Origin of the sequence: Curtobacterium herbarum (assembly GCF_016907335.1) — a bacterium.
GTDB lineage: Bacteria > Actinomycetota > Actinomycetes > Actinomycetales > Microbacteriaceae > Curtobacterium > Curtobacterium herbarum.
In genome coordinates, this window is sequence record NZ_JAFBBT010000001.1 from 969898 (window position 1) to 996438 (window position 26541).

At 70.7% G+C, this 26541-nt stretch carries 25 protein-coding genes and 1 pseudogene; 14 read left to right on the top strand and 12 right to left on the bottom strand.

The window, feature by feature from the left end:
- Positions 1-85: 85 nt before the first annotated feature.
- A pseudogene (locus tag JOD51_RS16910) lies at positions 86-292 on the top strand (LbetaH domain-containing protein); the annotation flags it as partial.
- A 356-nt stretch (positions 293-648) separates the two neighbouring features.
- Here JOD51_RS16910 and JOD51_RS04730 read toward each other — a convergent pair.
- Positions 649-1548 carry a toll/interleukin-1 receptor domain-containing protein gene (locus tag JOD51_RS04730; RefSeq protein ID WP_204607250.1) on the bottom strand — a complete coding sequence of 300 codons (900 nt, stop codon included), beginning with the start codon at positions 1546-1548 and terminating at the stop codon, positions 649-651.
- A 230-nt stretch (positions 1549-1778) separates the two neighbouring features.
- Positions 1779-1880, bottom strand: a complete 102-nt coding sequence (locus tag JOD51_RS04735; RefSeq protein WP_425551840.1) for an Lsr2 family DNA-binding protein — start codon at positions 1878-1880, stop codon at positions 1779-1781.
- Positions 1881-2091: 211 nt separating this feature from the next.
- Here JOD51_RS04735 and JOD51_RS04740 point away from each other — a divergent pair, with 211 nt between their 5' ends.
- The gene (locus JOD51_RS04740) at positions 2092-2487 is read left to right on the top strand and encodes a hypothetical protein (RefSeq protein WP_204607251.1); all 396 of its coding nucleotides are present in this window, start codon (positions 2092-2094) and stop codon (positions 2485-2487) included.
- A 152-nt stretch (positions 2488-2639) separates the two neighbouring features.
- The gene (locus tag JOD51_RS04745) at positions 2640-2966 is read left to right on the top strand and encodes a hypothetical protein (protein WP_204607252.1); all 327 of its coding nucleotides are present in this window, start codon (positions 2640-2642) and stop codon (positions 2964-2966) included.
- 130 nt (positions 2967-3096) lie between these two features.
- Here the strand turns inward: JOD51_RS04745 and JOD51_RS04750 are convergent, their stop codons facing one another.
- From JOD51_RS04750 to JOD51_RS04765, 4 genes are all read right to left on the bottom strand, one after another.
- Entirely contained in the window at positions 3097-3303 is a 207-nt protein-coding gene (locus JOD51_RS04750; protein WP_204607253.1) for a hypothetical protein, read from the bottom strand.
- A 250-nt stretch (positions 3304-3553) separates the two neighbouring features.
- The gene (locus tag JOD51_RS04755) at positions 3554-4054 is read right to left on the bottom strand and encodes a GNAT family N-acetyltransferase (RefSeq protein WP_204607254.1); all 501 of its coding nucleotides are present in this window, start codon (positions 4052-4054) and stop codon (positions 3554-3556) included.
- Between the two features lie 46 nt (positions 4055-4100).
- A complete protein-coding gene (locus tag JOD51_RS04760; RefSeq protein ID WP_204607255.1) occupies positions 4101-4637 on the bottom strand; it encodes a P-loop NTPase family protein in 537 nt (178 codons plus the stop codon).
- A 130-nt stretch (positions 4638-4767) separates the two neighbouring features.
- Entirely contained in the window at positions 4768-5358 is a 591-nt protein-coding gene (locus JOD51_RS04765; RefSeq protein ID WP_204607256.1) for a TetR/AcrR family transcriptional regulator, read from the bottom strand.
- A 130-nt stretch (positions 5359-5488) separates the two neighbouring features.
- On the opposite strand from JOD51_RS04765, the gene JOD51_RS04770 reads away from it, so the two are divergent.
- From JOD51_RS04770 to JOD51_RS17495, 4 genes are all read left to right on the top strand, one after another.
- Complete coding sequence (locus tag JOD51_RS04770) at positions 5489-6757, top strand: MFS transporter (protein ID WP_259558817.1); 1269 nt, start codon at positions 5489-5491, stop codon at positions 6755-6757.
- A 58-nt stretch (positions 6758-6815) separates the two neighbouring features.
- Positions 6816-9287 carry a beta-glucosidase gene (locus JOD51_RS04775; RefSeq protein WP_204607257.1) on the top strand — a complete coding sequence of 824 codons (2472 nt, stop codon included), beginning with the start codon at positions 6816-6818 and terminating at the stop codon, positions 9285-9287.
- Positions 9288-9455: 168 nt separating this feature from the next.
- On the top strand, positions 9456-10814 hold the full coding sequence (locus JOD51_RS04780) for an LLM class flavin-dependent oxidoreductase (protein ID WP_204610838.1): 1359 nt from the start codon (positions 9456-9458) through the stop codon (positions 10812-10814).
- A 30-nt stretch (positions 10815-10844) separates the two neighbouring features.
- Positions 10845-11390 carry a GNAT family N-acetyltransferase gene (locus JOD51_RS17495; protein ID WP_204607258.1) on the top strand — a complete coding sequence of 182 codons (546 nt, stop codon included), beginning with the start codon at positions 10845-10847 and terminating at the stop codon, positions 11388-11390.
- A gap of 473 nt (positions 11391-11863) precedes the next feature.
- Here JOD51_RS17495 and JOD51_RS04790 read toward each other — a convergent pair whose 3' ends face one another.
- Positions 11864-12655, bottom strand: coding sequence for an SGNH/GDSL hydrolase family protein (locus tag JOD51_RS04790; protein WP_204607259.1), 792 nt, complete (start codon positions 12653-12655; stop codon positions 11864-11866).
- A 152-nt stretch (positions 12656-12807) separates the two neighbouring features.
- Between JOD51_RS04790 and JOD51_RS04795 the strand changes: the two genes are divergently transcribed.
- Positions 12808-13530, top strand: a complete 723-nt coding sequence (locus tag JOD51_RS04795; protein WP_111074707.1) for a VIT1/CCC1 transporter family protein — start codon at positions 12808-12810, stop codon at positions 13528-13530.
- 134 nt (positions 13531-13664) lie between these two features.
- On the opposite strand, the gene JOD51_RS04800 is transcribed toward JOD51_RS04795, so the two are convergent.
- Genes JOD51_RS04800 through JOD51_RS04810 form a run of 3 tightly spaced genes read right to left on the bottom strand, consistent with a single transcriptional unit; the run spans position 13665 to position 16950 of the window.
- The gene (locus JOD51_RS04800; RefSeq protein WP_204607260.1) at positions 13665-14606 is read right to left on the bottom strand and encodes an acetamidase/formamidase family protein; all 942 of its coding nucleotides are present in this window, start codon (positions 14604-14606) and stop codon (positions 13665-13667) included.
- Positions 14603-15994 carry an APC family permease gene (locus JOD51_RS04805; protein ID WP_204607261.1) on the bottom strand — a complete coding sequence of 464 codons (1392 nt, stop codon included), beginning with the start codon at positions 15992-15994 and terminating at the stop codon, positions 14603-14605. The genes JOD51_RS04800 and JOD51_RS04805 overlap by 4 nt, the downstream gene beginning before the upstream one ends.
- Positions 15995-16035: 41 nt before the next feature.
- Entirely contained in the window at positions 16036-16950 is a 915-nt protein-coding gene (locus JOD51_RS04810) for a proline iminopeptidase-family hydrolase (protein ID WP_204607262.1), read from the bottom strand.
- A gap of 115 nt (positions 16951-17065) precedes the next feature.
- Here JOD51_RS04810 and JOD51_RS17500 point away from each other — a divergent pair, with 115 nt between their 5' ends.
- A complete protein-coding gene (locus tag JOD51_RS17500; protein WP_204607263.1) occupies positions 17066-17803 on the top strand; it encodes a FadR/GntR family transcriptional regulator in 738 nt (245 codons plus the stop codon).
- A 115-nt stretch (positions 17804-17918) separates the two neighbouring features.
- Here JOD51_RS17500 and JOD51_RS04820 read toward each other — a convergent pair whose 3' ends face one another.
- Together JOD51_RS04820 and JOD51_RS04825 are read right to left on the bottom strand one after the other, a co-directional pair.
- Positions 17919-18797: an ABC transporter permease gene (locus JOD51_RS04820; protein ID WP_204607264.1), complete on the bottom strand. Its 879-nt coding sequence runs from the start codon at positions 18795-18797 to the stop codon at positions 17919-17921.
- On the bottom strand, positions 18794-19723 hold the full coding sequence (locus JOD51_RS04825; RefSeq protein ID WP_204607265.1) for an ABC transporter ATP-binding protein: 930 nt from the start codon (positions 19721-19723) through the stop codon (positions 18794-18796). The genes JOD51_RS04820 and JOD51_RS04825 overlap by 4 nt, the downstream gene beginning before the upstream one ends.
- A gap of 247 nt (positions 19724-19970) precedes the next feature.
- On the opposite strand from JOD51_RS04825, the gene JOD51_RS04830 reads away from it, so the two are divergent.
- From JOD51_RS04830 to JOD51_RS04850, 5 genes are all read left to right on the top strand, one after another.
- On the top strand, positions 19971-21530 hold the full coding sequence (locus JOD51_RS04830; RefSeq protein WP_204607266.1) for an NCS1 family nucleobase:cation symporter-1: 1560 nt from the start codon (positions 19971-19973) through the stop codon (positions 21528-21530).
- Between the two features lie 156 nt (positions 21531-21686).
- Positions 21687-22448: an aspartate/glutamate racemase family protein gene (locus tag JOD51_RS04835; protein ID WP_204607267.1), complete on the top strand. Its 762-nt coding sequence runs from the start codon at positions 21687-21689 to the stop codon at positions 22446-22448.
- Positions 22445-23824: an allantoinase AllB gene (gene allB / locus JOD51_RS04840; protein WP_204607268.1), complete on the top strand. Its 1380-nt coding sequence runs from the start codon at positions 22445-22447 to the stop codon at positions 23822-23824. Before JOD51_RS04835 ends, allB begins: the two co-directional genes overlap by 4 nt.
- Positions 23817-24887, top strand: a complete 1071-nt coding sequence (locus JOD51_RS04845) for an acetamidase/formamidase family protein (RefSeq protein WP_204607269.1) — start codon at positions 23817-23819, stop codon at positions 24885-24887. Before allB ends, JOD51_RS04845 begins: the two co-directional genes overlap by 8 nt.
- Positions 24878-26530: an AtzH-like domain-containing protein gene (locus JOD51_RS04850; protein WP_259558829.1), complete on the top strand. Its 1653-nt coding sequence runs from the start codon at positions 24878-24880 to the stop codon at positions 26528-26530. Before JOD51_RS04845 ends, JOD51_RS04850 begins: the two co-directional genes overlap by 10 nt.
- Positions 26531-26541: the final 11 nt, after the last annotated feature.

Genomic DNA, 26541 nt, shown 5'->3' on the forward strand with positions numbered 1-26541 from the left:
TGGGGAGGACCGGTGCCGGGGCGGACCGCGGCGCGGCCGGTGACTGCATGCGGCGTCAGGGTCTGTGACGAGCGATCACCGTAGGGAGGACTGCCAGATCGCGCCGACCGTCCAGCTGCTGACACCGACCCACCCCATTGATCCGCCGCCGCGCCGCCACAAGCTCGGAGTAGCCCCCCCGATCAGCATCGGGAACAACGTGTGGCGTGGAGGCTGTGTCATCGTCGGCCCCGGCGTGAGCATCGGCGACGACAGCGTCATCGGCGCCGGCTCCGTCGTCGTCCATGACCTGGTTCTGATCGGCCGAACTGACTCGCACGAGGCGACCGCTTGCGTCCTGTGTTGCATCACGTCTGGACCTCCGCACAGATCTGTGGCGGAAAAGGTCAAGCGGACTCTAGAACCACGCCGACAGGGCTCTCGATTGCCTGTCGCTCTGGGGTATACCTCAGAACGACACACACAAAGGCGATTGGTCACACCGCTACGGCCACGCCAGATGCGGGCCAGTCACCAGAAACCCGCCGCGACCCGAGGCAATCATGCCAATGCGGGGCCATGCAACGACGGTAGCGACGCCCCGCACGTTGTTATGAGACGTGGCCCGTCCCGAGCGGCAATTCCTCAATGCCATTCCTGGCGTCGAGTTCACTCGTGTTGTTCAACTTGATCCACTACGAACTTTCGTAGACCGTGTTCATCAGGCTCCGTAAGAGGGCGGATATGTGAAACCGTTACTCTTGCCGTCGGATGCGCTTCCTTGACAGCCGTCACCGCCCGATCGCGATCTGCGGCGCTGGCCTCCGGGTTGCTCACAAGAACCACACGAGGTGGAGTTGCCCCGAAGTCGTGTTCCACAAGATAAACATTGCCTTGTGCTACTTCGGAGACTAGTGCTCGAACTTTCGCCGCTTCGAATTCGATGCGTTCAGCGGTTGCTCGATCTTGCTGCCGGGCGGATAAAGGGGTAGTCCGATTTGACTTCAGCTCCGATTCAACGTTGCGCACGCGCTCGACGATCTCCGCGAGCATGTCTTGCTCCGACCGTTGATTCTGTTCGCCCGCACTGTGGGCTTTATCTGGTTTCCAGGAGTCCCGAATGCTTGGCCAGACTGACTTCAGTAGAGTGTTGAAGGCTCGAGGCGGGATGGAGGGGTTTGCTGTTTCGGCAATCTGCCGCAACAGTTCCGTCATATCTTCCTCACTCTCGAATTGAGTGGCCTGACGTGGCGCAAGTGGAGACGTAACGTCGCCGGGCCGCAGATCTAGGCAGATCGTGGAAACGGGGCGGCTAAGGGTGCTGGCAAGCCAGCCGCCCTCATAGTTCAGCCAGGGTGCATCCTGATTTTCCCGTGACACGAGAACGATGCCGTAGTCCGAGGCGTCTAGGTTCGCCTCAATCACCGAGGTACCGTTGGCACCCTTGGTGATGCTCTTGCTGGAGACGAATACCTCAACTTCGGTCACGCACAGATCGGGGAGCGCTTCTCGAAGGGCCTCCGCGACGGCGCGCTCTCGCTGTCCGGACCAACTGATGAATATCTTCACGGGACGAATGTATCGCGACTGCGGTAGCCCGGGAGGGTGCGGCCCGTCGTCTAAATTTTCTTGCACTACTCACTGACCAGGAGTCTAACGATTCGCCATCTCACAGTCAGTGGGGAGTGATGGGGGCCCGGCGCCGCCAAGTCTGACATAAGAGGTCACTATCGGCGCGATAGGCAACGGCCGGCCACCCCTCCGGGGCGCCAGTCGTAGCCGTAGGTGGGGGAGTGGCGTCAGTGTGCCGCGTCGTACGCATCGCGAACGGCCTGGCTGATCTGGCCGCGGGAGGAGGCCTCGTGGCCGTTGGCTGCGGCCCACTCGCGGATCTTGCCCAGTTCCTGGCGTGTCTCAGAACCGTCACCGGCGCCGGGCTGTCATGCGGACCCCCCTTCTGAGATCTGACGCGGAGCGGTGCTTTGTCGACAACCCGCACTCTCGAAACCGGATCGGCTAGCGGGACGAGGCCCGGTGTGTCCCGATCCTGAGAGAGAAGGAGTTGATGGCTACCTGCCGAGATCTTGCCGCAGGTGTGCGAGGCTGCTCGCCATGACCGAGGAGCCGATGCAACACGGACCGGGCTACTACGAGCGGCTGGCCCAGGAAGACGCCAAGCGCCGTGGCTTGAGCTCGGAGGAGTACGGCGTCTACAAAGGCAGCGTCGGGAGCGCGGTGCCCCCGGTCAACTCTGCATCCGGGCTGCTCATCATCTCGATCGTGCTGACCGTGATCATGGTCGGGGTCACAGTCGGCATCGGGTTCTTGGTCGCGCAGAGTCTCGGACTGATCGAACCGACTCCCGGTGACGCCAACCTGGATCCGGTGATGTGGTTCTTCGTCCTTGTCTTCTACGTCTTCCCGGTGTGGTCGTGGGTCTACTACGTGCGGGAGCGACGTGCGCAGAAGTTGCGCATGAGTCGCGGTCTGCCGAAGAACCTGAGCTGACCCGCAGCTGAGAGCGGGACTCGACTGCCGAGACATCAGGGCTGAGGTCGGACGGTCAACGTGGGCGCAATGGTCAGAGGCTTGAGTTCTGATCTCTCACGTCCTTGCGCGCGACGCGGCGTGCGGACCGTCGAGATCTCCATACTGAGGCAATGCCCCGTTCTCAGCGCATCATCATCGCCTCCGGCTTCCTCCTGGCTGCTGCTCTCGCACTGGTCGTCGCCGCGAGCCAGATCGGCCTGACGCGGTACTCCGCACCTGGCGCCAGCGGAGTCGCGACGAAGCAGATCGCACTGTTCGAACCAGCGATCGTGGGCACCGTGGTTTCTGCCCTCGCCACCCTGGCGCTTCTCGCGCATCTCCTCGTCGTCACACGGCGCACAGTGCCGCGGTGGCAGTGGGGTGTGTCTGGCACGGTCTGCGTTCTCGCCGTACTCACAGCAGTGATCGTGTCCACCGCGGACCGACCGGTGTTCTAGGTCTCCGCACGGTGATCCACGCCCGAGTCACGGGGCCGCCGACTTCGGGTCCACACTCTCCGGTCACCGGACGGGCATCGATCTCCGTGCCTCTGCCTGGCGCGGAAGATCATGGACGTGCCGGCACCCGCTAATTCTGGTCGGGCAGCCAATCCGAACTGGAGAGGACGCCGAGGAACAACGCCATGATCTCGAGGCCTGCCAACACCACCGCGCTCAACAGCACGATCGCCACGGTCACGACAGTGCGACGCTCTCGTCCGAGCGGAGTGAGGAGCAGAACGCCACCCACGAGCACCAAGGCACCGAGCACAACGCTGAACAACGGGAAAGTCATCCACTTATCTTGGTTCAGCAACGACCGCAGCGACCAGCCGGGAATTCAGACTGTCGTGGTCGCCGTCCTTGTCGGTTTCGCCGCCATCCGGACAGGTCTGCAATTCACGCATGACGTTCCGGCGATGACTCCTCGGACGAACTTCATGCCACGCGCACGGCAGCGTGCTGGCACGTCCCAGAATCGTCACCGGCACCGTGCTGTTCGCCGGACACCTGTTCTGGCTCCCGGATCGCCCATCGAGACGCGTTCACAGCGTCATCCCCATCACCGTGCGAACAGCGATGGCCCCGCCGTGGTCGTCCGCTCGGCGGGTCATCCCGATCTTCTGCGCGACCCGCTCAGAAGCGATGTTGTCGGGATGGATGATCGCGACGAGTTCGGCCGCGTCGAGTGCAGCACGAGCGAAGTCCCGACAGGCAGCCGCTGCCTCGGTTGCGAAGCCCTGCCCGTGGAACGTCGCGCGCACGTGGTAGCCGACCTCGAGCATCGGGACGCCGTTGACGTCCTGCCAGGTCAGTCCGCAGTCACCGACGAACTGCCCTGCATGCGTCTCGATGATCCAGAGTCCGAAGCCGTGGGCGGCGTAGTTGTCCTGGTTCCAGGCGATCCATCGCGCCGCGTCGTCACGACTCTTCGTTGCGGGGTAGAACTCCATGACCTGTGGGTCTCCGAGCAGGTCGGCCATGTCGTCGAGGTCTGCCGGGGTCATCTCACGGAATCGGAGCCGCGTGGTGGGAGCGGGGAGCATCTCAGCACCGTACCGGCCGCCGATCAGTCGTCAGAGGCGTCGAAGGTCATCGACCGCGTCGCGTCAAGCCGTTGCGCCGGTAGTACTCCTCCAGGGCTGCACGGTCCGGCAGGAGCACCTTCGGCCGTTCGAACTCGTCGAAGGCGTGCCGGTACCGGACCCGACCCTTCCGGGCGGGTCCGAGCAGGAACCGGATCATCTCGACGCGGACCCGGTCACGAGTGCCGTCCAGGCTCCCGGCACGGTCGGGCTCGAACAGCGTGCGACGGAAGTACCGCACGATGCTCGCGGCGGTCGAGGCATCGAGGAGCACGAGACCGGTCGCTCGTCGCATCCGGCCGGGGAGCCAGCGCGAGTAGTTGCCCTCGATGACCCACTCGTCAGCCTCCACCGCCTCGTCGTGCATGCGCTCGAACTCGCTGTCGGGACGCTCGACCCACTGTGTTCCGGGCAGGTGGCGGTACTGGTCGAGGTGGACCACCGGGAGGGAGCAGGCTCGACCGATGGCTGCGGCGAGGGTCGACTTACCGCTGGTGGACGGCCCGAGGACGCAGATCCGTCGGCCGAGGTCGTCGAGGTCCATCTGGCGAGTCTCGCAGGGGTGTGGTCGCCCGGGCCACCGGGCGCCGCAGGGCGCCGCCGGTCCCCGTCCCACCCGCCGCCGTCCCCGTCCCGCCGGACGCGAGCCGCGCCTCCCGATCGGTGGCCCGACCTCAGCCCGCAGGAACCGCCTGCGCGATCGCGAGCCGCGCGACCAACTCGACGTGCCGCGCCATGTCGTACGACGGGTCGAAGAGCCACTGGAGCTGCATGCCGTCGGACACCGCGAGCAGCACGGTCGTCAGCTCGACCGGGTCGACGTCCGGTCGGAGCGGGCCGTCCTGCTGCATGGTGCGGAAGTCCGCGGACAGGTCACGGCGGCTGCGCTCGTAGCGCTCCCGGAAGTAGGCGTGCGCCGGGTGCTCGGGGTCGGTGGCGGCCGCGGCGGACAGGTTGACGAACATCTGCACGAGACCGGGGACCTCGACGTTGTGCCGGACGATCGCGATGAGCAGCGCCGCGGGGTCCGCGGCGTGCCAGTCGTGCTCCTGGTCGAGCTGGTCGCGGCGTCGGAGGATCTCGACCCACAGGTCGTCCTTCGAGTCGAAGTAGTGCAGCAGGCCGGCCTGGGTGAGCCCCACGGCGGTGGCGATGTCGTTGATGCTCGTCCGTCGGAAACCCTGCGAGGCGACGAGGTCGAGCGCGACCGTCAGGATCTCCTCGCGCTTCGCGATGCCCTTCGCGTACGAACCTCGTCGTGCCATGGCAGGACTGTACCGGTCGGACTCCCGACAAAAACCTAGTGTCAAACGGTTTTGGTGTTACGGTGACGACAGCCGCCGACGGAGGCGTGCGAGTCACCGATGGCGGTGGCGTTCCCGAGAAGAGGTTGCCGTGGCCAACGACGCACGACTCGTCCCCGACACCCCGACCGCGGTGGCTCCCACCGTCGGACGTGGAAGCCCGCTCATGTACACGATCGGCATGCCGCTCGCGATGTTCGGTCTGTACATCGCCCTGCTGCCGCCCGTGCTCGTCGCGATGGCGCTCAAGGTCGCCGAGATCGCCCCGGACGACCAGGCGGGCGTGCTCGGCCTGGCGCTCGGCATCGGCGCGTTCGCCGCGATGGTCGCCAACCCCCTGGCGGGTCGCTTCAGCGACCGGACTGCCGGGAGGCTCGGCATGCGTCGTCCGTGGATCATCGGTGGCACCGTGGTCGGGTTCGCAGCCCTCGTGGTCGTCGCGACGACGTCGTCGACCGTCGTGCTCGTGATCGGGTGGGCCGTGGCGCAGATCGCCTACAACGCGACGATCGCGGCGCTCACGGCGGTCCTGCCGGACCACGTCACACGGTCGCAGCGCGGTCGGGTCGCGGCGCTGCTCGGGCTCGCGCAGAACCTCGCACTCGTGGGCGGCACCTTCCTGGTGCAGCTCTTCTCGACGTCGGCGTCGCAGATGATCATCCCCGGGGCGATCGGCTCGGTCGTGGTCGTGCTGTACGCGGTGGTCTTCCGGGACCGCGTGCTCAATGCGAAGCCGATGTCGAAGCTCGGGATCGGTCAGCTGTTCGGGTCGTTCGTGTTCAACCCCCGGAAGCACCCGGACCTCGGCTGGGCGTGGCTGACGCGGTTCATGATGGTCGCGGCGCAGTACACGGCGGTCAGTTACCTGACGTACTTCCTGCGCGACGACATCGGGGTCGATAAGACGAACCTGGCGAACGCCGTGTTCCAGGGCACGCTCTGGAACGTCATCGGGATCGTCCTGACCTCGCTCGTGGCCGGGTGGCTCTCCGACCGACTCGGCCGGCGGAAGCTGTTCGTCGCGGTCGCCGGCATCGTCGGTGTCGCCGGTCTGGTGATCATCGCGCTCGCCCCGTCACTCGGCATGGTCCTCGTCGGTGAGTTCGTGATGGGTGCCGGCATGGGCGTCTTCTACGCGGTCGACCTCGCACTGATCACCGACGTGCTGCCGTCCGACCAGGACAACGCGAAGGACCTCGGCGTGGTCAACATCGCCCAGGCGCTTCCGCAGTCGCTCGTGCCGGCGGCCGCTCCCGGCGTGATCGCCGTGACCGGCGGGTACCCCGGGTTCTTCATCACCGGCGCCGTCATCGGGCTGGTCGGGATCTTCTCGGTCTCGCGCATCCGCGGCGTCCGCTGACCCGCTGACCTGCTGACCCGCCTGCTCTCCACTGCTCTCCACGAAGGGACCGATCACCGTGACCGACCTGCACACCGCCACCACCGCCTCCAGTCCGACGGCGGAGCGCATCGACGAGCTGCTCGCCGAACTGACCACCGAGGAGAAGGTGCAGCTGCTCACCGGGCGTGACTTCTGGACCACCTGGCCGATCGAGAAGATCGGGCTGCGCCGGATCCTCATGTCGGACGGGCCCTCCGGGGTCCGCGGCGAGGTGTGGGACGAGCGTGACCCGTCCCTCAACCTGCCGTCGGCGACCGCGCTGAGCGCGTCGTGGGACCGCGCGATCGCGAAGCGCTACGGCGCTGCGGCCGCGGTGGAGGCGCGTCGCAAGGGCGTCGACGTCGTGCTCGGTCCGACGATCAACCTGCACCGGTCGCCGCTGGGTGGCCGGCACTTCGAGGCGTTCAGCGAGGACCCGGTGCTCACCGGCGACCTCGCGGCCTCGTACGTCGCGGGGGTGCAGGAGAACGGTGTCGCCGCGACGCCGAAGCACTACATCGCGAACGACTACGAGACCGACCGCTTCACCGCGTCGACCGAGGTCTCTGACCGGGCCCTGCGCGAGCTGTACCTGCTGGCGTTCGAGAAGGCCGTCACCGAGGCACACGCCTGGGCGGTCATGTCGTCCTACAACTCGGTCAACGGGGTCACCGCGTCGGAGCACGACCTGCTCGAGACCCCGCTGAGCTCGGAGTGGGGCTTCGACGGCATCGTCGTGTCCGACTGGACCGGCGTGCGCTCGGTCGACTCCGCGAAGGCGTCGCAGGACGTCGCGATGCCCGGCCCGAACCCGTGGTGGAGCGAGGGCCCGCTCCTCGCCGCCGTGCAGTCCGGTGACGTGCCGATCGAGGCGATCGACCGCAAGGTCCGCCGCATCCTGACCCTGGCCGCCCGGGTCGGCGCACTCGAGGGCTTCGAGCCGGTCGCCGCGCAGCCGGTGCACGTCGAGGACGGCATCGCGTTCGTCCGCGAGGCCGAGGCCGAGGGCACCGTGCTGGTCCGGAACACCGGCGTCCTGCCGCTCGACGCCCCCGCGGTGTCGCACATCGCCGTGATCGGGCACAACGCCGACCAGGCCCGCACGCAGGGCGGCGGCTCGGCCACGGTCGTGCCCTCGCAGGTCGTGTCACCGCTCGACGGGATCCGCTCGGCGTTCCCGGGCGCCACGGTCGACCACGCCATCGGTGCCGTCGTGCAGGAGGGCATCGCGGAGTTCCCGCTGTCCACCATCACGAACCCGGCGACGGGGGAGCCCGGCGCGCGCGTGACGTTCGTCAAGGACGGCGAGGAGCTGTACGTCGAGGACCGTCGTGCCACCGCACTGTTCTGGTTCGGCGGCGACGCCCCGACGCGCGAGGCCGACCGGCTCGACATCACCACGACGTACACGGCGGAGTCCACCGGCACCGTGCGGATCGGCATCGGTGCGGCCGGCCGGTCGCGGATGTGGATCGACGGCGAGCTCGTGCTCGACGAGGACGTGCCGTTCGACGGCGACCAGCTCGGTGCGGCCTTCCTCAACCCCCCGGCACGCTCGGTGCCCGTTTCCGTGACGTCCGGCCAGCAGCTCGCGATCCGCATCGAGTACGACGTCATCCAGGACGAGACGCTCGGCGGCGTGCTCGCGTACCAGTTCGGCACCGAGCCGTCCGACGAGGACCCGTCGGTGCTCATCGACGCGGCAGTCGAGGCTGCCCGCACGGCCGACGTCGCCGTGGTGGTCGTCGGCACGAACTCCCGGGTCGAGTCCGAGGGGTACGACCGGTCGTCGCTCGCACTGCCGGGGCACCAGGACGACCTGGTCCGTGCGGTCGCCGCGGCGAACCCGAACACGGTCGTCGTCGTGAACGCCGGTTCGCCGGTCGAGATGCCGTGGCGGAACGACGTCGCCGCGGTCCTGCTCACCTGGTTCGGCGGGCAGGAGTACGGCAACGCCCTGGCCGACGTGCTCACCGGTGCCCAGGAGCCCGGCGGGCGCCTGCCCACCACCTGGCCGGTCGCGATGGCGGACGTCCCCGTGCTCGACGTCACGCCGGTCGACGGGAAGGTGCCGTACGACGAGGGTGTGCACATCGGCTACCGGGCGTGGCTCCGCGCCGGCACCGAACCGGCGTACCCGTTCGGGCACGGACTCGGCTACACGACCTGGACGATCGACGGCATCACCGCGACGCCGACGGTGTCCGAGGGCGATGCGGTCATCGTCACGGCGACGGTCGCGAACACCGGGGCCCGTGCCGGCAAGCACGTCGTGCAGGTCTACGCATCGCGCGACGGGTCCGAGGTGGACCGCCCCGTCCGGTGGTTGGTGGGCTTCGCGCCGGTCCGTCTCGGAGCGGGCGAGTCCACCGAGGTCTCGATCGAGGTCCCGGCCCGGGCGTTCGCGCACTGGGACGGTTCGTGGCGGTACGAAGCCGGACGGTTCACCCTGCACGTCGGGGGTTCCGTGCTCGACGAGGCCGGGACGACGGGCGTCGAGCTGGAGTGACGCGTGGCGCCGGGGTGCGGGGTGCGCCTCGGCGCCCCTGCGCCCAACGCCCCGGCGCCTCGGCGTCACGTGGCGTCACGGTCCGTGACGGACGCACGGTCCCCGTCGTACGGTCGCGTCGTGACCACGAACCGCGAACCCCGGCAGATCCGCTTCAACGCGTTCGACATGAACTGCGTCGCCCACCAGTCGTCCGGACTGTGGCGCCACCCGCGCGACCGTTCCCGGCACTACAACGACCTGTCGTACTGGACCGACCTGGCGAAGACGCTCGAGCGCGGGGCGTTCGACGGCATCTTCATCGCCGACGTCCTCGGGACCTACGACGTCTACGGCGGCACGAACGAGGCAGCGCTGCGCACCGGGTCGCAGGTGCCGGTGAACGACCCGATCCTGCTCGTGTCCGCGATGGCCGCCGTCACCGAGCACCTGGGCTTCGGCATCACCGCGGGCACCGCCTACGAGCACCCGTACCCGTTCGCCCGACGCATCTCGACGCTCGACCACCTGACGAAGGGCCGTGTCGGCTGGAACGTCGTCACCGGGTACCTGCCGAGCGCCGCCCGGAACATGGGCCAGACCGACCAGCTGAGCCACGACGACCGGTACGACGTGGCCGACGAGTACCTCGAGGTCCTCTACAAGCTGTGGGAGGGCTCGTGGGAGGACGACGCCGTCATCGAGGACCGCGAGACCGGCGTCTTCACCGACCCGGCGAAGGTGCACCCGATCGAGCACCACGGCGAGCACTTCGACGTGCCGGGCATCCACCTGTCCGAGCCGTCCGTGCAGCGCTCGCCCGTCATCTACCAGGCCGGTGCGTCGCCGCGGGGGATCCGGTTCGCGGCCGAGAACGCCGAGGCCGTCTTCGTCGGCGCCCCGACCCTGCCGCAGCTGGCCGCGACGGTCGCCAAGATCCGGGACGCCCTGGAGGCCGCTGGTCGCGACCGGTACGCCGCCAAGATCTACACGCTGCTCACCGTGATCACCGACGAGACCGACGAGCTCGCGCAGGCGAAGTACCGCGACTACCTGTCCTACGCATCCGAGGAGGGCGCGCTCGTCCTCAACTCCGGCTGGATGGGCGTCGACCTGTCGCAGTACGACCTGGACGAGCCGCTCGGCAACATCGAGTCGAACGCGATCCAGTCGGCGGCCGCGAACCTGTCCGCGGCGACGGGGGAGGACGGCACCACGTGGACGGTGCGGGACATCGCCCGGCAGACGGCGATCGGTGGCCTGGGCCCGGTCGAGGTCGGCAGCGGCGCGACCATCGCCCAGCGGCTCGTCGACATCCAGGAGCAGACCGACGTCGACGGCTTCAACCTGGCCTACGCGGTGACCCCGGGCACGTGGGAAGACGTCATCGAGTTCGTCATCCCCGAGCTCCGGGCCCGTGGCGCCTACCCCGAGGGCTACCGCGAGGGGTCGCTCCGGAACAAGCTGCTCGGCCGCGGCGACCGGCTGCCCGAGGAGCACCGCGGTGCGTCGTTCCGGGTGCGGGAGTCCGCGGTCGCCTCTGCCTGACGCGCAGCGGCCCGGTCGTAGGGTGGACGGGTGATCGAGTCGACGGCAGCCGTGCGGGTCGCGGCAGTCGATGCCGAGACCGACGCCGCGTGCATCGACCTCTGGGCCGCCGCGGTCGCCTCACGTGACGGACGTCCGGAGGACCCGGCGGTCCGGGCGCGAGCGGCAGCGAAGTTCGCCGCCGCACGCGTCGCGCTCGTCGTCGCACCCGACAGCCACGACGGCATCCGTGGCTTCGCGCTCGTGACCGCCCCGGGGACGGGTGGCACCGGCGACACGGACACCAGCACCGACAGCAGCGGTACCGGCACGAGCGGGGCAGCGGAGCCGGCGGACGCCGCCTACATCAGCCTGCTCGCCGTGGCACCGTCCGCACAGGGCAGCGGCCTCGGGCGGGCACTCCTGGTCGCCGCGGTCGACGCCGCGCGGGATGCCGGCCACGAGCACTGCACGCTGCACGCGATCGAGGACAACGCACCCGCCGTGCGCCTCTACCGCAGCGCCGGGTTCCGGCCCGTCGGCGAGTCGTTCCCGCACGCGCTCAGCCGTCGTCCCACCCGGACCTTCGTCGTCTGAAGGGGGACGAGACGCTCCCGGCCGCGCGGCCGGGACGGTGACGGCGGCGACCGCGCCCACGGCCGCAGGGTGGTCCGGTCGGCCCCGGAGGGTCGAGCCCGGTGCTCGCCGAGCGTCCGGTCCACGCACGACGCCGCCCACGGCCGCGCGGCCGTGGTGGTGAACGTGCCGACCAGTACGCGGGTGATGTCCACGAACAGCGCGTCGACGACCACCTGCTCAGCGGCGCGGACCACGTCGTCGTCGACTCCGAGCGCGCCACGTGCACCGACAGCGACCGAGCCACCGGTGCGGGATGCGATGCGTCCTGCCACGCGGACCTCCTCGACGAGACGGGCCTGCGGGACGACGTACGGCGGAACGCTGTCGTCCCGTGTGGCCGGCACCGCGCCGGCCACGCGGTCATCGTAGGTCGGCCCGAGGCCGGTGATCCTCCGGGATCGCTCAGAACTCGCTCGGTGTCCGCTGACGGATCAGCGTCGGTGCTGCGCCGGCGGCACCGGTGTCCAGTCGCCGTGCGAGGCGACCCTCCCGTCACCGGAGGAGCGCCCGGTCACCCGCCGCCGCACCCAAGGCACGACGTGGTCGCGGTAGTAGCGCAGCTCCTCCGACACGCTCCGCCGTGACGGATCGGGCACGGCGGGCACGGCTGCCTCCGGGCCGCCGGCGATGGCGTGCAGTGCGAGGTCCGCGACCCGCTGGTGTCCGAGCGGGTTCATGTGCAGACGGTCCTCGGACCAGAACTCGGCGCGGCCGAGGTGCGGATCGCGCGAGACGTCGACGAACGGCAGGCCGCGCTCTCGGCTGAACCCGGTCAGCGCCTCGGCCCAGGCGTCACCGCGGGCGTTGATCATCCGGCCGAGGGGCAACCGCGCGCTCGGGTCGGCGGGGCTGAGGAGCGCGAGCCGGATCCCGCGGGCGGCGACGGCGTCCGCGGCCTCGGCCAGGCGTCCGAGCAGCACGTCGACGTCGTAGCCCGGCCGGAGCATGTCGTTGCCGCCGCCGCAGAGGGTGATCAGGGTGGGCGCCGGGTCGAGGGCGAGGGCCGCGTCGAGCTGCCCGTCGAGGACCCCGGCGAGCAGGCGGCCGCGGATCGCCAGGTTCGCGTAGGACACCGGACCCGACAGGTGGTCCGCCAGCCCGACGGCCAACCGTCCGGCCCATCCGGGGAACAGGACGTCGCCGTCGTCACCGACACCCTCGGAGAAGCTGTCCCCGATGGCGACGTAGCGGACGGGGTCGGTGCGGGCGGGGACGGCGGACATGGTCCTCCTCGGTGGGACGTGGTCGGAGCGAACTCCATCGTGCTCCTCCGGCGCAGAACGTGCTGAGGGAAGGCTTGCCTCACCACGAAAGCCCCGGTCAGGGCAGCCTTCCCTTGCTGGTGCGATTCGCGCGCAGGTGCTTTCCTTTCCTCATGTCCACCGCTGCTGACCTCGCGCTCCCCGCCACCGAGCACGACGACGCCACGAGCGCCGCCCGCCTGAACTGGCTGCGAGCCGGACTGCTCGGCGCGAACGACGGCATCGTCTCCGTCGCCGCTGTCCTGGTCGGCGTCGCCGGCACCGGTGCCGCCGCCGGACCGGTCCTGGCCGCCGGCACCGCTGCCCTGGTCGGCGGTGCGGTGTCGATGGCGCTCGGCGAGTACGTCTCCGTCAGCGGCGCGCGCGACGCCCAGCGCACCGGACAGGCCGCACACCAGGCGCAGCTCGAGGCCGAGTCCGAGGACCAGGCCACCATCGCCGCCCACTACCGCGGACTCGGGGTCTCGGACGACGTCGCCGAGACCGTCGCCGCCGAACTCGTCCGCCCCGAGGTCCGGGACCGCCGGGCGGCAGCAGCCCTCCGCGACGCCGAGGACGAGGTCGTCAGCCCCTGGCGCGCGGCCTGGGTCTCCGCCGCGACCTTCACCGTCGGTGCCGCCCTGCCGTTCCTCGCGATGCTCCTCGCTCCGGCGTCGAGCCAGATCCTGGTGACCGTCGTCGCCGTCCTCATCGCGCTCGCCGTCACCGGCACCACCGGCGCGACCCTCGGCGGAGCGCCCCGGGGGCGGGCGACGATCCGCGTCGTGCTCGGGGGAGCGCTCGCCCTCGCCGCCACCTACGGCGCCGGCACCCTGCTCGGGGCGCACGCGTCCTGACGAGGTGCGTCCTGCTGGGTCCGCGCGCTCCGCACTCGGCTGCCGCTGGGCGGCCGTTCCGCGGACGGGAGGCCCGGATCACGCAACCGACGTCGGTCACGTGATCCGGGCCTCCCGTTCGGCACGGCGTCCGGTCAGACCCCGGCGGTCAGCACCGCCTTCGGGACCCGGTGCAGGGTCACCGCTCCGATCGCGTCGAACGGGTGCAGCGGATCCGGAGCGCCGGAGCCCGTCGGGCCGCCGAGCTTCGAGTCGCCGACCGCGCTGAGCACCGCGTAGGCGTCGTCCGCACTCCAGCCGTGGTCGTCGACGAGGAAGGCGAACGCGTCCTCGTACCCGCGACGGATGCTCTCCTGCACCGGCTCGCCCAGGCCGACGAACAGCCACTCGTCGTCGGTCTCGATGCGCGGCGCCCGGAGTGTTGGGCCGCCCTTGACGACGTCGACGGAGACGATGGCGGTGCCCTGCGCCTCGATCGCGACGAACGAGGACTCGCCCTCGGCCATGATCGCGTGGATGTCGCCGATCGACAGCAGCGCTCCCGGCACCCGGACCGGCAGGTACACCGTCGAGCCGGGGCGGGCCTCGGTCACGTCCATGTTCCCGCCCTCGGCGTACGCGGGCATGATCGTGGAGTTCTCGCCCTCGGCCGGGGCGGTGCCGATGCAGCCGATCATCGGCCGGACCGGGAACGTGTGCCGGTCCGACACCCGGACGACGCCGTCCTCGATCGGGCAGCGGCGGGTGAAGACCCGGTCGCCCATCACGTGCTGCAGGGCGCCGGAGCCGGGCAGCGAGACCGACCAGCCGTGCGTCGTCAGCTGGATGTCGTGGATCGTCACCGCGAGGGTGTCGCCCGGCTCCGCACCCTCGACGTACACCGGGCCGGTGACCGGGTTGATCGGTGCCTGCAGCTGCGCCATGTCGTGGTGGTCGTCGAGTTCCGCGTAGACGGCGTCGGTGGTCTCGAAGCCGATCGTCTCACCGGTGCCCGGCGCGATGGTCAGCACGGGCTCGCGGTCGGCGGTGTACCCGGGGCGGCCGAGCGTGTTCGGCAGGTGGTGGTCGGGGGTCATCGGATCTCTCCTTCAGCGCCGACCTCGGTGGAACGGCCGGTGGAACGGTAGTAGAGGAAGACACCGGCGCCGACGATGAGCCAGATGATGCCGCCCACCTTCGCCTCGACCGCGGCGTTGAGCAGCACGTACCCGATGATCAGGAACCCGATCAGCGGGACGACCAGGTGCAGCAGCCAGTTCCGCGACGTCCCCTTGACCATGTGGTGCACGAACACCGAGACGTGCAGCAGCATGAAGCCGAACAGGGCGCCGAAGTTCACCAGCGACGAGATCGTGTCGATCTGCCCGACGAAGAAGAGCACCAGGATCGCGGACAGCACCGAGACGACGAGGATCGCGTTCTGCGGAACCAGGCGGCCGTTGAGCTTGTGCAGGAACGCGGGCAGCTGCCGGTCACGGCTCATCGAGAACAGCAGGCGGCTCGTCGCGGCCTGCGCGGCCATCGCGTTCGCGATGCCCACGGCCAGGACGTTGACGGCGAAGAACGCGGTCGCCCAGCCGCTCGACGAGGCCTGCTCGACGATCGTGAAGAAGGCGTTGCCCGCCTCGCTGTCCGAGAACGAGTCGCGTCCGGCAGCCAGGGCGCTGGCGAGCCAGGTCTGCACGACGAACAGGAACGCGACGATGACGAGCGCCAGGATCATCGCGAGGCCGGCACCGCCGCGGCGACCGGTCGATTCTTCCGACAGGGTCGAGATGCCGTCGAAGCCAAGGAAGCTCAGCACCGCGATCGACAGCGCCGAGGCGATCAACGGCGCCGACACCTTCGCCGGGTCGAACACCTGGTCGGTGCTGAACGACGCGCCCGGCACTGTGCCACCGGTCAGGGCGACGATCGCGATGACGACGAAGATCACCACGAACACGAGCTCGATGAGCAGGAAGATGCGGTTCGCGAGCTTCAGGGACGACACCCCGGCCAGGTTGATGACGGTGTTGATCGCCACGAACACCAGCGCCCAGAGCCACCGCGGGGTGCCCGGGAAGATGCCGACCATGCTCTCGGCCGCGAACACGTAGAGCAGCGTCGGGACGAGCAGGTAGTCGAGCAGGATCGCCCAGCCGGCGAAGAAGCCCGCCGTCGGGTGGATGCCACGGCCGACGTACGAGAAGACGCTGCCGGCGAGGGGGATCGACTTCGCCATCTGGGCGTAGGCCAGGGCGGTGAAGATCATCGCGACCAGGCCGACCAGGTAGACCAGCGGCACCATGCCGGAGGACGCGTTGTAGACGGTGCCGAAGATCGCCCACGGGGCGATCGGCACCATGAAGACGAGCCCGTAGACGAGCAGGTCGGTGGTGGAGACGGAGCGTTTCAGCTCCTGCTTGTAGCCGTAGGCCTCGAGCTGCTGCTGGGCGGAGAGCTCGCTGTGCTGCTGCGACATGTCGGTTCCGTTCGGGGAGGAGGGACGGTGCAGGGGTGCGGTCAGCCGGTGGGCTGGGCGTCGTCGTCGGCCAGGAACGCGCCGACCACGCGGCGGAACTCCTCCGGCTGCTCCAGGTGGGTGCAGTGGCTCGCGCCGGGGAAGACGTGGTGGCGGGCGTCGGGGATCTGCTCCACGAACGGCTGCCAGGTGGCGGGGGTGGCTTCGTCGTGCTCGCCGGCGACGACGAACGTCGGCACGTCCACCCGGTGCAGGCGGTCGATCACCGACCAGTCGCGCAGCGAGCCGATGACGTGGAACTCGTTCGGCCCGTTCATGGTGTGGTAGACCGTGGGCTCGGCCTCCATCTGCTCCTCGGACGCGACGAAGTCGGCCGGCATCGGCACCACCCGGCAGACGTGGCGTTCGTAGAAGACCTGGGTCGCGGCCACGTACTCCGGATCCTCGACGGTGCCGGCGTCCTCGTGCCGGATCAGCGCCGCCTGCACGTCGGCGGGCAGCTGCGCGCGGAGCTCGGCAGCTCCGTCGACCCAGAGCTGCATCGACGCGGGGGAGTTGCAGATCGACAGGCTCGCGATGCCGCCCGGCCGACGGACCGCGATCTCGGCGCCGAGCATGCCACCCCACGACTGGCCCAGGACGTGGTGTTCGCCGAGGCCCAGGTGCGCGACGAGCGCCAAGTACTCGTCGACGAACAGCTGCGGCTGCCACAGGTCGGCGGGTGCGTCCGGGCGGTGGCTGCTCCGGCCGCAGCCGAACTGGTCGTGGTGGACGACGGTGCGACCGGTCTCGTCGGCGAAGGCCTCGAGGTTCCGGACGTAGTCGTGCGCCATCCCCGGCCCGCCGTGCAGGACGACGAGGGGCAGCGCGCCGGCGACGGGGTGGTCGGGTTCCGTGATCCGGTACCAGGTCTGGCCGTCCTGGAACGGCATCGTGCTCTCGGTGATGCGGGACATGGGGTGAGCATGGCCCGTCGAAAGGTCCCAGGCAAGACCTTTTCCGCTCGTTTAACGTGGCCGTAACAGGACACCCGGTCGACCGGGGTCAGGCTGGAGGGCGGAAGGGGTGCCGGTGACGGATCGCGCGACGGAGACCCGGGTCGACGAGGTCGAAGACCGGCTCGTGACCGCCGTCGCCGTCGGCGAGTACCTGCCCGGCTCCCGGCTGCCACCCGAACGCGAACTCGCCGGACTGCTCGGGGTCGCCCGCGTCACCGTCCGCGGAGCGCTCGCCCGACTCGTCGACCGCGGCCTGCTCGAGACCCGACGTGGCCGCGGCGGCGGGACCTTCGTCCGTGACCAGGAGGCCGGCGCCGCCTCCGACTCGGTCGGCCGCACCCTGCTGGCTCGGTGGGCGGGGATCCAGGACACCGCGGACGCCATCGCGATCCTGCACGGGGCGCTCGCCGCCGCCGCGGCCGAACGGATCACCGCGGACCAGGCGGCCGGGCTCCGGGAACGGCTCGAGGCCTTCCGCGCCGCCAGCTCGGGGTTCGAGAAGCAGCAGGCCGACGCGGTCCTGCACCGGAGCATCATCGACGCGGCGCAGAACGACGTGCTGCGGAACACCCTGGCCTCGCTCGAGTCGCAGATCTCGATCGCGGCGCCGGCGCACCTGTGGGGGACCGTCGACGGGATGGCGGCGATGGAGGCCCGAGCGCTGCGGGACCACGAGGAACTCGTCGACGCGGTCTGTGCGGGACGGGTGGCCGAGGCCGGGCGGATCGCGCGGCAGCACGTGGGGATCGACGTCGAGCTGCTGGAGCGGGCGATGCTCCGGGCGGGGCAGGTGCCGACCGGGCGGGTGTGACGGGACGACGGGAGGCCCGTGGCGGAGTCGCCACGGGCCTCCCGTGTTGGTGTTGGTGGTGTTGGTGGTGCGTGTCGTGCCGGTGGTGCTGGTCGTGCTGGTGGTGCCGTCCGGGTCAGACGTCGCGGCGCTTGGCCACGGTCATCGCGAACGCGTTCACGACGACGACCTCGGCCAGCAGCACGCCGCCACCGCTCCAGCCGTTGAGCGTGAGGCCCTTCGGCGCCGGCGCGCCCGTGTCGAACTGGTACAGGTGCGCACCGGCTGCGTCGGGCAGGAACTTCGCGACGTCGTTCAGCCAGTCCAGGTTCGCCAGCGCGGCGACCAGGCTGATGACCACCGGCAGGACCAGCAGGATGCCGAGCGTGATCGCGATGCCACCGGCGCTCGAACGGACGAGGAGGCCGATGCCGAACGCCAGCAGTGCCAGCAGGGTGACGTCGATGGAGGCACCCAGGATCGGCATCCAGACGGACGGGTCCGCCAGGTCGGGCTCGAGGCCCTTGCCGGCCTGCAGTGCCGTCGAGATCGCGACGCCGATCCAGTTCGCCACCGCGCTGACGATGAAGGTGGTGACCGCGAGCACGGTCGCCTTCGCGGCGAGGACCCCGACCCGACCGGGGTCGGCGGTGAAGGTCGACCGGATCTGGCCGGTGGCGTACTCGCCGCTGATGATCAGCACGCCGAGCACACCGACGACCAGGGCGGTCAGGTAGACGCTGACGGTGTTGATGCTGACGATCGTGGCGTTCGCGCCGACCGCCGTCTGCTCGGCCGTGGACGGCTCGGAGACGGACCCGAGCAGGACCGCGAGGCCGAGCGTCAGGAAGGCGATGACGGCGTAGCACCAGAACGTCGACCGGATGCTCCGGAACTTGATCCACTCGCTGCGGACCAACCGGGTGTACCCGAGGTGCACGTCGCGCGAGGACAGGTCCCCGCGGTGGCGGTGCTGCTGGGTCGCCGGCTGGTCGGTCTTCTGCGGGGCGCTCATCGTGCTCCCTCCGATCGGTACTCGACGTCGTCGCGGGTCAGGGCCATGTAGGCCTCTTCCAGGCTCGCGCCGGTCGGGGTGAGTTCGTGCAGGACGACACCGGCGCGCGCGGCGATGTCGCCGACGGTCGGGGCGTCCGGGCCGACGACCAGGAACGAGCCGTCCTCGCGCTGGGTGACCGTCGCGCTCGGGCCGATCGCCGTGAACAGCTGGTCGGGCATCGGGGTGCGGACGACCACGCGCGCCAGGTTGACCTGGCCAGCGGGACCCCCGGCACCGGCGACGAACTCCGCGATCGGAGCGTCGGCGAGCACCTTGCCGCGGCCGAGCACGACCACGCGGTCGGCGGTCTGGGCCATCTCGCTCATGAGGTGGCTGGAGAGGAACACGGTGCGGCCCTCGCCGGCCATCCGGCGGGCCAGCTGCCGGACCCAGAGCACGCCGTCCGGGTCGAGACCGTTGACCGGCTCGTCGAGGATCAGGGTCTGCGGGTCGCCGAGCAGCGCCGCGGCGATGCCGAGTCGCTGCCCCATGCCGAGCGAGAAGCCGCCGACGCGCTTGCGGGCGACGGACTCGATGCCGGTCATGTCCATGACCTCGTGCACCCGCTGCTTGGGGATGCCGTGCGTCGCTGCGAGCGCGAGGAGGTGGTTGTACGCGCTCCGACCGGAGTGCACCGCCTTCGCCTCGAGCAGCGCGCCGACCTGACGGAGCGGGTCGCGGAAGCTCTGGTAGGGCCGGCCGTTGACGGTCGCCGTGCCGGAGGTCGGCTGGTCGAGCCCCATGATCATGCGCATGGTGGTCGACTTGCCGGCGCCGTTCGGGCCGAGGAAGCCGGTGACGCTGCCGGGGTGCACGACGAACGAGACGTCGTCGACCGCGAGCTTGGGGCCGTAGCGCTTGGAGAGGTGCTGTACTTCGATCATCGCCGCCCACCGTACGGGGGCCGCGGATGCGGCCGCCTCCCCCTGGAGGCGGAGATCGCACCGTTCCTCGTCATCCTGCCGACAGCCTCCCGCCCGCCGCCTGCCCGCCCGTCTCGGAACGATCGTTCCGAGACGGGTGCGATGTCACACGGTCGTCACACAGGGGAAACGGGCGGCGCGACCGGGGTCCGTAGCTTCGTGCCCAGGCAGACGCCGACCTCACCCTCTCCCACTCCCGGAGGACGTCATGGCAACAGAAGTCGCGGCACCCGTCGCAGCGCCCCACGCCCCCCTCACGCCGGCCGCCCCCGCGGGTGCCGGCGTGGTCAAGCCCGGGTACGACCCGGCCCTCACGAACGAGGACCTCGCCCCGCTGCGGAAGCAGACCTGGACCAGCTACAACGTCTTCGCGTTCTGGATGTCCGACGTGCACTCGGTCGGCGGCTACGTCACCGCCGGCTCGCTCTTCGCGCTCGGGATCGCCAGCTGGCAGGTGCTCGTCGCCCTGGTCGTCGGCATCCTCATCGTGCAGGTCTTCGCGAACCTCGTCGCCAAGCCCTCCCAGCGCACCGGCGTGCCGTACCCGGTGATCAACCGCGCGGTCTTCGGCGTCCTCGGCGCGAACGTCCCCGCGATCATCCGCGGCCTCATCGCGATGGCCTGGTACGGGGTGCAGACCTTCCTCGCCGCGCAGTCGCTGAACATCGTCTTCCTCAAGTTCATCCCCGGGTCGGCCGCGCTCCTCGAGCCGTCGTTCCTCGGGCTGGACGCGCTCGGCTGGATCTCGTACGCCGTGCTCTGGGTCGCGCAGGGCGCCCTGTTCTGGATGGGCATGGACGCGATCCGGAAGTTCATCGACTGGGCGGGCCCCGCGGTGTACGTCGTGATGATCGCGCTCGCCGTGTACCTCGTCGCCACCGCCGGCCTCGGCAACATCTCGCTGACGCTCTCGGTCGGCGCCCCGATGTCGTTCGGCGCGAGCATCCCGGTGATGTTCTCCGCGGTCGCCCTGGTCGTCAGCTACTTCTCCGGTCCGATGCTCAACTTCGGCGACTTCTCGCGGTACGGCAGGTCCTTCGCGGCCGTGAAGCGCGGCAACCTGCTCGGCCTGCCGGTCAACTTCCTGTTCTTCTCGATCCTCACGGTGCTCTGCGCCAGCGCGACCGTCCCGGTGTTCGGCAAGCTCATCACCGACCCGATCGAGACCGTCCAGGCGATCGGCGCCCCGTTCGCGATCCTGCTCGGCGGGCTCACGTTCGTCACCGCGACGGTCGGCATCAACATCGTCGCGAACTTCATCAGCCCCGCGTTCGACTTCTCGAACGTCGCCCCGCACCGCATCAGCTGGCGGATGGGCGGCATGATCGCCGCGGTCGGCTCCGTGCTGCTCACCCCGTGGAACTGGTACGGCAACGACCAGGCGATCCTCTACACGCTCGGCGTCCTCGGGGCACTGATCGGCCCGCTCTTCGGCATCCTGATCGCCGGCTACTACATCGTCGGCAAGCAGCGGGTCGCCGTCGACGACATGTACTCGAAGGACCCGGCCGGTCGGTACTGGTACCGCAAGGGGTTCAACCCGAACGCCGTCTGGACCCTCGTCGTCACCGGTGCGGTGTCCGTCGCCAGCGCCGTGCTGCCGCCGGCGCTCGGGGTCGTCCCGTGGCTGAGCAGCTACAGCTGGTTCATCGGCTGCGGTCTCGGACTCGTCGTCTTCTGGGCGCTCGAACGCCGCTCGCCGCGGATGCCACTGCTCGACGCCGACGACCCGACGGTCGACGACGGCGCCGCCCTCGGTCGCGCCTGACCGCCCTCGGACGCGCCTGACCGGGGGACCCGTCCTGCACAGGGGCATCGCCGCATCGACTCCGGCAGGTGCCCCTGTGGACAGCCGGGAGGCCCGCCACCACCCCGCCAGGATCGTCACCACCCACGCTCCACCCGCTCCACCGGAAGGACCCCGATGCGCATCCGCGTCGTCAACCCCAACACCACCGCGTCGATGACGGCGGCCGTCGGCCGAGCCGCCGCGGCCGTCGCCGGACCCGGCACCCTCGTCGAGGCCGTGCAGCCCAGCATGGGTCCGGCGTCGATCGAGAGCCACTACGAGGAAGCACTCGCCGTGCCGGGGCTCCTGGAACAGGTGCTCGCGGGGGAGCAGCAGGGTGTGGACGCCACCGTCGTCGCCTGCTTCGGGGACCCGGGCATCGACGCCGCGCGCGAGATCGCCCGCGGCCCGGTGATCGGCATCGCCGAGTGTGCGTTCCACACCGCCGCGCTGCTCGGACGACGCTTCGGTGTCGTGACCACGCTCGCACGGACGACCGGCCGCGCGTACGAACTCGCCGACCGCTACGGCTGTGCGTCGCTGCTGACCGAGGTCCGGGCGTGCGAGGTGCCCGTCCTGCAGCTCGAGCACCCGGCCTCCGGTGCCCGCGAGCTCGTCGTCGACGAGTGCCGTCGGGTGATCGCGAACGGTGCCGACGCCGTGGTCCTCGGCTGCGCGGGGATGGCGGAGCTCTGCGCATCCGTCGCCGCCGAGATCGGCGCACCGGTCGTCGACGGGGTCAGTGCCGCGACACTCCTCGCCGAGTCACTCGTCCGACTCGGGCTGACCACCGGCAAGCACGGCGAGTACGCCCCGCCGCCGCCCAAGCGGTTCACCGGTGCGCTGGCGTCGTTCGAGCTCGACGCGGCTCGCGCGATGGTCGGAGCGGGCGCATGACGAGCCTCCAGACCGCCACGGTCGCCGACACCGTCACGCCTGCGGAGCTCGTGCTCCGAGCCCGCCGGACCTGGGTCGACGGTGCCTTCCGCCCCGCTGCCGTCGTCGTCCGCGACGGGCGTGTGGCGGCCGTCGAACCGCTCGACGTCGACGTCACCGCGCACCACGACGAGACCGTCCCCGACGCGCACGTCCTGCTGCCCGGGCTCGTCGACACCCACGTCCACGTCAACGAGCCCGGCCGTACCGAGTGGGAGGGCTTCGCCTCGGCCACCCGCGCCGCCGCACTCGGTGGCGTGACGACGATCATCGACATGCCGCTCAACTCGATCCCGGCGACCGTCGACGTCCCCGCGCTGCAGGTCAAGCGCGCGAGCGCCACCGGACGCGTCGCGGTCGACGTCGGGTTCTGGGGCGGAGCGGTCCCCGGCAACGCCGGAACCCTCGCCGGCCTGCACGACGCCGGGGTCTTCGGCTTCAAGTGCTTCACCGCGCCGTCCGGGGTGGACGAGTTCCCACACCTCGACCCGACCCAGCTGCGTGCTGCGATCGCCGAGGTCGCCGCACTCGACGCGCTCCTGATCGTCCACGCCGAGGACCCCGACCACCTCGTCGACCACGACGCACTGGGTGTGCGGTACCAGGACTTCCTCGACACCCGACCCGTCCAGGCCGAGCGGTCCGCGATCGCCCGCGTGATCGAGGGCGCCCGCCAGACGGGTGCCCGGGTGCACGTCCTCCACCTCTCGGACGCCGGTGCGCTCCCGATGATCCGCGCCGCGAAGGACGACGGCGTCCGCCTCACCGTCGAGACGTGCCCGCACTACCTGGCCTTCGAGTCCGGCTCGATCCCCGACGGTGCGACGGCGTACAAGTGCTGCCCGCCGATCCGCGACGACGCCAACCGGGACGCACTCTGGGCCGGGCTCCTCGACGGCACGATCGACATGGTCGTCTCGGACCACTCGCCCTCCACCGCCGACCTCAAGGTCGACGACTGGGGCCTCGCCTGGGGTGGCATCGCCGGGTTGCAGGTCGGGTTCCGCGCGCTGTGGACCGAGGCCGCCCGGCGCGGGCTGTCCCTCGACGCGGTCCTGCCCGCCGTGACGACCGGACCGGCGGCGCTCGCCGGGTTCACCGACCGCGGCCGGATCGCGCCGGGTGCGCTCGCGCACTTCGCCGTGTTCGACCCGGACGCCCAGGCGACCGTCGACGTCCAGGCCCTGGCGCACCGGAACCCGGTGTCCGCGTTCGACGGGCTGCCGGTCCGCGGACGGGTCACCCAGACGTGGTTGCGGGGCAGGCGCATCACCGGCGCCGCGGACGGCGTCACGACGGTCGACCTCGTCGCCGGAGAGCTGGTCGACCGTGGCTGAGACGCGCACCGCCGCCGACGCGCACCTCCGGTCGACGCCCGACGACGTCCTGTGGGGCCAGCTGCCGAGCCGCGACGACGCCCCGGTCCGCACGGTCGCACCGGGCACCGTCGTGACCATCGACACCGTCAGCCACGAAGGGCTGCTGGCCGACCAGGGGTCCGACCCCGTGGCGTTCTTCGGGCGACACGGCGTCGAAGCGGGTCAGGTGCTGCAGGACGCGATCGACATCGTGCGGGACCTCGACCACGATCCCGCCCACGGGCCGCACGTCGTGTCACGGCCGATCGCGGTCGCCGGGGCAGAGCCGGGGGACGTCCTGTCGGTGTCGATCCTCGCCGCGGTCCCGCGCGTGCCGTACGGGGTGATCTCGAACCGGCACGGACTCGGTGCGCTGCCGGGGGAGCTGCCGCGTGGTGACGACCCCGTCTCCGTGTTCGCCGACGTCGTCACGCGCGACGGCGTCGACCACGGCCGGCTGCCGGTCGTGGCGGGCGGTCCTCGTGTGGTGACCTTCCCGCTCCGGCCGTTCCCCGGCATCCTCGGCGTCACCGTCGACAGCGACGTCCGACCGCACTCCGTCCCGCCGGGGTCGCACGGCGGGAACATCGACATCGCGCTGCTGACCGCGGGGTCGACGCTCCACCTGCCCGTGCAGGTACCGGGTGCCGGTGTGTACGTCGGCGACCCGCACTTCGCCCAGGGGGACGGCGAGGTCGCCCTCACCGCGATGGAGGCCTCGCTCCGCCTGAGCCTCCGCCTCGACGTCGTCCCGCGTGCCACGGCGCTCCGACGGTTCGGTGCCCTGGTCGGCCCGGTCGCCGAGACGACCGAGTTCCTCGTCCCGACCGGGATGGACGCCGACCTCGACGAAGCCGTGCGACGGTGCGTCCGGGCCGCGATCACGCTGCTCCGGGCACGCTGGGGTGTCGACGAACACCTGGCGTACGCGTACCTCAGCGCGGCGACCGACTTCCGCATCTCCCAGGTCGTGGACCTCGTCTGCGGTGCGCACGCGACGATCCGCAAGGCGGACTTCGACGCGGTGCCGCCGTGCGACTGACCGGGACGTGGCCCGCCGGTCTCGAGTCGGCGTTCCACGAGTACGAGGCCGCCCTGATGCGGGACGACACCGGCGTGCTCGACGCGCTCTTCGAACCCGGCCCGAGCACGCTCCGTGGTGACGGTGCCGGCCTGCTCCGCGGGCACGAGCAGATCAGCGCCTTCCGGTCGTCCCGCGGCGGCGTCGCCCGTCGTGTGCTGGTCAGCGTGGACGTCCAGGTCCTCGGCCCCGACGCGGCGCTGGTCGTGGGCGAGTCGCGGTTCCAGGACGGCGGTCGTGGCCTGCAGACACAGCTCTGGTGCCGGACGGACGGCGCGTGGCGGATCCGGACGGCGCACGTCACCGGGCGGGCGCCGGCGTTCGACCGGTCCGTCTGGCGCGTGCTCGGCGACCCGCTCGTGCCGGGCAGTGGCACGGGCGTCGGCCCGGGGCCGCTCGCCGGTGTCCGGGTGGCGGTGAAGGACCTCGTCGCGGTCCGCGGCCAGGTCGTCGGCGCGGGCAACCCCACGTGGCAGGCCGAGGCGAGCGTCGAGGACGAGCACGCTCCCGCGGTCGCCGTGCTCCTCGACGCCGGGGCCGACGTGACCGGCATCGCCCGGACCGACGAGTTCGCCTACGCGCTCGCCGGCCGGAACGCCCACTCCGGGACGACACCGAACGGAGCGGCGCCGCAGCGGATCGGGGGCGGGTCGACCTCCGGGGCGGCCTCGGCGGTCGCGCTCGGACAGGCGGACCTCGCGCTCGGCACGGACACGGCGGGCAGCATCCGCGTCCCCGCGTCGTACCAGGGGCTCTGGGGGCTGCGCACCACCCACGGTGCCGTCCCGCGGAGCGGCGTGCTGCCGCTCGCGCAGACCTTCGACACGGTGGGCTGGCTGACGCGCGAGCCCGAGCTGCTCCGGCGGGTCGCCGGCATCGCTCTCGGTGCCGACGCGGCGGGAACGGGCGACGCCGGCGCCGACGCGCTCGGAGCGACCCCGGTGCTCCGGGGTGACACGGTTCTCCGGGGTGACCCGCTGCTCCTCAGCGACGCGGTGCTCGACGCCGCCGAACCCGACACCCGGCGTGCGTTCCTGGCGTGGGTCGGACGGACCGGTCGACCGGTCCAGACGGTGGAGCTGCCGGACCTGGACGACCTCGCCGAGACACTGCGGGTCGTCCAGGCCGCCGAGGCACACCGGAACCACGGTGCCTGGGTCGCCGCGCACCCGGCAGCACTCGGAGCCGACGTCGCCGAGCGGTTCGCGGCAGCAGCGGCCGTCACCGCCGAGCAGGAGTCGTCCGCGCGTGCGCGTCTCGTGGAACTGCGCACCGCCCTCCGGCGCGTCCTCGGGAACGGCGTGCTCGCCCTGCCGACCGTGCCCGGACCCGCACCGAGCCGCACGGCCGACACGGCTGCCGTGCTCGTCACCCGTCGGGCCACCCTCCGCATGACGTCCGTCGCCGGGATCGGTGGGCTGCCCGCGGTCACGATCCCGGCGCTCGACCTCCAGGACGCCCCCGTCGGGGTGTGTCTTGTCGGACCGGCCAGCACCGACCTCGCGCTGGTCGACCTCGCGATCGACCTCGCCCGCGCGACGGCAGTCGCACCCGCATCGACACCCGCACCCGCATCGACATCCGCACCCGCAACACGTTCGTAACGCACGTTCCA